Annotated in this window: 4 protein-coding genes; 1 reads left to right on the top strand and 3 read right to left on the bottom strand. The window is 65.8% G+C overall.

The window, feature by feature from the left end:
• A partial coding sequence (locus AC1D12_RS25175; RefSeq protein WP_477843616.1) for an alpha/beta fold hydrolase occupies nt 1-180 on the top strand: 180 nt, incomplete at its 5' end.
• On the opposite strand, the gene AC1D12_RS25170 is transcribed toward AC1D12_RS25175, so the two are convergent.
• The 3 genes from AC1D12_RS25170 to AC1D12_RS25160 all read right to left on the bottom strand — a co-directional run.
• Nucleotides 181-3,531 (bottom strand): pilus assembly protein, encoded by a 3,351-nt coding sequence (locus tag AC1D12_RS25170; protein ID WP_477843614.1) that lies wholly within the window; start codon nt 3,529-3,531, stop codon nt 181-183. It abuts the gene before it with no gap.
• Nucleotides 3,532-3,554: 23 nt separating this feature from the next.
• Nucleotides 3,555-4,127, bottom strand: a complete 573-nt coding sequence (locus AC1D12_RS25165) for a pilus assembly PilX family protein (protein WP_477828480.1) — start codon at nt 4,125-4,127, stop codon at nt 3,555-3,557.
• A partial coding sequence (locus AC1D12_RS25160; protein ID WP_477843612.1) for a PilW family protein occupies nt 4,124-4,698 on the bottom strand: 575 nt, incomplete at its 5' end. The genes AC1D12_RS25165 and AC1D12_RS25160, both read right to left, overlap by 4 nt.

The following is a 4,698-nucleotide window of genomic DNA, read 5'->3' as shown; positions in this document are numbered from 1 at the left end:
CCGTGCCGCGTGATCCACGGCCAGGCCGACCCGTTGGTGCCGGTGGCGGCCGGGCACGACCTGGCGCGCAAGATCCGCGGCGCGCAGCTCGACCTGGTCGACGGCATGGGGCACGACCTGCCGCTGCCGCTGCTGCCGAGGTTCGCCGACGGCATCGAGCTCGCCGCCGGGCGGGCCTGATCAACGGCGGATCTCGGTCCAGGCGTTCTTGCGCGACGGGATGGCCTGGCACAGGTTCAGGGCCGTGGTCCTGATGGTGCCCGACGCGACGGTCGTCATCCCCGCGATGCCGCCGGAGCCGCAGCTGCTGCTGGAACTGGAGCTGGACGACCCGCTGGAGGCGCTCGACGCCGTCGTGCGCAGCAGCGTCATCTTCGACGACATGTCGGTGCTGGAGATCGTTGCGCTCACGTAGCCGACGCCGGAGATGGCCGTGCCGCTGGCCATGTCGACCACGTAGTAGCGGGAGCTGGCCGAGCAGTCCGAAATGGTCGACTTGTTGGTCACCAGCACCACGGCGGTGTAGCCGATCGACGGCGCCGTGTTGACGACCTCGCCGGCGGGCAGGTCGATGTACCAGCCCCGGCTGGTGCTCCAGTTGACGCTGTTGCTGGTCAGCGTGTCGGTGGCGCTGTCGTAGACCTGCTTGGTCAGGCTGCCGCGCGGGTTGGTGAGTTCGTCACCGTCCGAGATCGCGTAGACCGTTTGCGTGCCGGGCGTGCTCGAGAGGTCCGTGAAGCCCAGCATGCGGCCGGTCGCGACGAAGAGGGTCCGCTTTCCGTTCTGGTAGACGAGCGCAGGGGCCGTGGTGATCGGCTGCGCGGTGCCGGAGGCATCCCTCAGCGTGGCCACGCGATTGACCTGGCTGTTGACGAGATCGAAGCGCCACAGGTTGCCGCGCTCGTCACCGCCGTAGACGTACTGGACCGAGCCGTCGTCCTCGAAGTACGGCGAGAACTGAGCGAAGCCCGGGTCACCCGAAGCACCCGCCGTGGTGGACAGCGTGGCCTGCAAGGTCCCGGTGAGCGCGTCCAGCACGAAGAGCCGGCTGACGCCGTCCTGCGCGGCGTTGTTGTAGCCGCTGCTCAGCAGGGCGACCGAGTTGGTCGCCCCTTTGATCCGGACGATGCGGGGTCCACCGATGGACAGCCCCGCCTGGTTCCTGACCGACGCCGAGGTGTTGTCGTTGGGGAATTCCCACTTCACGCGGCCTGCCAGCGCGGCGTCGCTGGTGATGGCCGACGCGTTCGTCACGTCCAGCGCATACCAGCCGGTGCCCGCCGAGCCGCGGCCACCGAGCAGGATCTCCTGGCCGGAAACCGTCGCCAGCGTGGGGGTGGCGTCGAGCTGGGCACTGAAGCGGTAGCTCTTTTGGCTGGTGGCACCGATGCCGGTGAGCACGGAGCCGGGAATGTAGCTCCACAGTTCCTTGCCGTTGGTGGTGTTGAAGGCGTGCAGCATGCCTTCGTTGGAGGCCTGGAAGACCGTGCTGCTGTCGCGGCTGACGATCGGCGACGCATTGATGATCGCGCCCAGCAACGAGCCGCGCTTGCGCCAGGTGCTGCCTTCGCCGCTGCGGTTGCCGCGCAGGTAGTCGACGAGATTGCTCGTGCTGCCGTAGATGCTGCCGGGGTTGAGCTTCGCGCCCACGGCGGTGGCGGTGAAGGGCTGGCCGCTGGCGCCGTCGTAGGTGGCGATGCTGCGGCCCGTCCAGTTCCTGCTGGACAATTGGGTGCTCGCCCACCAGCTCGTCGTGTAGGTGATCACGGCGGTCGTGCTGTCGATCGGGTAGGCACCCAGGTCACCGGTCCAGCCGCTGACGTTGTAGCTGGTCGCGTAGACCTTGCCGTTGCTTCGTGTCAGGTTGGCTGAACCGACACTGGCGCTGGCCTCCCCGGCGCGTTGTGACCGGATCGAGTCGAAGGCGGCCTGCATGGCGTCGGCGGTCGCATCGGGTGTTGTTGCGAGAAACATCTCGCCGCGGCCGTTGATCGTCGCATGCCACAGCTCGTCGATCGCAGATGCATTGGCACCGGCAGTGCCGAAGGTGGTTGCCGGCCAGAAGCTGGCGGGGGAGGCCGTGGTCGGTGCCGCAGTAGCCGGCCACAGGTTGCCCTTGGACCCGATCGACACCGCATAGGTCGTCATGTGCAGGTTCGGATTTGCATCGCTGTCGGAGGTCGGCACCCTGCCCGTCGACATCGCGGGACGCAGGTTATTCGTGTAGTAGGACAGGGCCAGGTCGGCGAGCGTGCCAGCGTAGGTCGTGGCAAACGGCGGGCGATTGTTGCCATACAACGAGGCGTCGTAGCTCGGGGCGGCAGCGGCTGCATCGTCGGCATAGCCGTCGGTGGCAATCAGTGCGGCGTTGCGTTGGCACGCGTACCCCACGATCGTGCTGCCGCTGAATTGCTGGCCGATGTACCTCAGCACCTTGCGCGTCGGCGTCGAACTGCTCGCGTTGCTTCGGTAGAAGGGAGCGAGTGCAGCTTGATAGCCGGTGCTCGGTGTGGTTGAGTCCATGTCGTACATCGTCGGAGCGATTAGACCCGTGCCTGCGACCTGATTCGAGAAGGAGACGGTGCCGAGGTTGATGCCGTCGATGCGCTGCAGGATCTTGCCCATCGAGGCCGCCAAGGTCAGCTTGCGTTTTCGGTAGTACTGGAACCAGTTGGCAAAGTTCTGCAATTCGTCGGCATAGCTGCGCCCCGATGGGAAGGTGTTGCCGGACTTGATTTCATACCGCTTCAATGTCCCGCCGTCGTAAGCGGTGGCACAGGTCGGGTCATTCGCGGACACGGTGCAGACTTCAGGGACCCAGAAGGTGGCCGGGTAGTAGCTGAAGGAGACCGACAGACCCCCTGTAACGTTCACGATGGTGTCCGTCGTCTGCACAGTGGAGCAATCGGAGTATCCCCATGCCACACCCTTTTCGATTCGCATGCCTGCGGACAGTGTGAATTGCTGGTTTGATCCGACGTCGCAGTGTTGTCGCGTCAAATCGAAAGTGCTCGAACCGATGGACGGGTGCGATCGTGCAGCACTCGGGACCGCATCGCCGAAGGAAGTCAGCGAGCCACTGTAGAAGTAGTTCACCCAGGGAGCGTATGTGACGTTCGTGTCGTAGTAGGCCGGGTTGTAGGCATTTGAGCGCGTGAACGCGAAGTCCTTGGTGGGAGGGATTGCGGCATAGGTCGTCGGCAGCACCAGCGTGCCCGGGATCGAGACGTTTGCCCCGTTGGGAAAGAGATAGCCGTATAGGTCGGAATTGCTCGTTTTGTCGCGAAGCTTGCCGTTGGACCACGCTTGCTTGGTGGTCCTATCCCACCACAGCATGCCGCTGTTCGTTTCGTCGAACAGCACTTCTGCATCCATCGACCCGGAATCGTCCATCCCGATGATCACGTTCGGCTTGACCAGCACGCTGGCCTTCAGCGGCCGGGTCGCCACGTCGGTGGCGTGCGCCGACGGGAGTCCCAGCAGGAGCAACGACACCCACAGGGCGCCCGGGCGATTGATGAAGAACGACATGGTCACATCCTCTCGAGCGAAGTTCAGTTGCTGCCCTTGGTCACCAGGGCCTGCACATAGACCGTCGTGTTGCGCTGGTCGGTGACGCGGGTCGTGATGCGGAACTGCGTGGCGTAGGGGTTGTCGAGCTGCTTGTCGCGGTCGCCCGGGTCTTCGGCGCGATTGACCGGCATGTCGACTTCCTTCAGCAGGCACTGCTTGGTGGCGTCGGTGATGGCAGCGGTGGTGTAGTCGCACACGCGCTCGACGTAGTAGTTCACCGTCATCGCGCCGACGGTGCTGGCGGGTGTGTTGCTCCACGGCACCGAGTTCGGCAACCCTTGGGCCGTCTGGTTCGTGTCAAGCGTGCGCCGATACCACGTCAAGCTTTGGGCGGTCGACTCCTCATCCGTGAGCCCCTGCACCGCGGCATACCCGTTGTTGACCCCGACCTCGGCGGCCTGCAGCGCCGCGGCGCGGCTGGCCAGGTTGCCGGCGAGCAGCGTGCCGGTATCGGTCATGCGGGCCAGCGCCAGGCCGCTGAGCATCAGCGTGGCCAGCACGATCAGCACCAGGAACAGCGAGCCGCCGCGTTGGTGTCGGGCGCGTGGGGTCATTTCAGGCCTCCGGTGATGTTTCGAAGCGGGATCACGGTGCTCACCAGGCGGTAGCGGTAGCACCTGTCGGCGGTGGCCAGCGCATAGGTTTCACCGGTCATCAAGGTCGGCGCGATGGTTGTCGCCTCGCACACACCGGTGCTGGTGTTGGGCTTCTCGGGCTGGGGGCTGCGCAGCAGCAGCTGCACGCGCATCGCCAGGATCCGGCCGAGGTGGGCGCTGTCGACCGTCGCCCATTCGGTGCTCGCGCCCGGGTTGACCCAGCTGTCCAGCGCGCGCGAGCTGGTCGACGCGGCCGCACCGTACTGCACGCGGAACGCCATCACGTTGCGGGCCAGCGTGGCCGTGGTGCCGGCGATCAGGTCCGTCTGCTGCAGTGCGTTGTTCGTCACGCTGTAGCGGTAGGCGGACAAGGCGCCCAGCAAGGCAATGCGGTCACCGGCGGCGTAGCTGGTCGAGGCCGAGAACGTGGCCTGGYTGTACGCGCCATCGCTGCCCGACGACCCGAAACTCAGCTGCTCGTAGGTGTCGGCCGTGGCGGCGGTGATGCCGGTGACGGAGCGCACCGTGC

The organism is Rhizobacter sp. P1_G5 (assembly GCF_056405435.1).
This window is presented reverse-complemented; position numbering and strand designations above follow the sequence as displayed.

What these genes read in the sequence shown, in the direction of transcription:
- AC1D12_RS25165 (WP_477828480.1), bottom strand. Translation starts at nt 4,127, where the DNA reads ATGACCCCACGCGCCCGACACCAACGCGGCGGCTCGCTGTTCCTGGTG.
- AC1D12_RS25170 (WP_477843614.1), bottom strand. Translation starts at nt 3,531, where the DNA reads ATGTCGTTCTTCATCAATCGCCCGGGCGCCCTGTGGGTGTCGTTGCTC.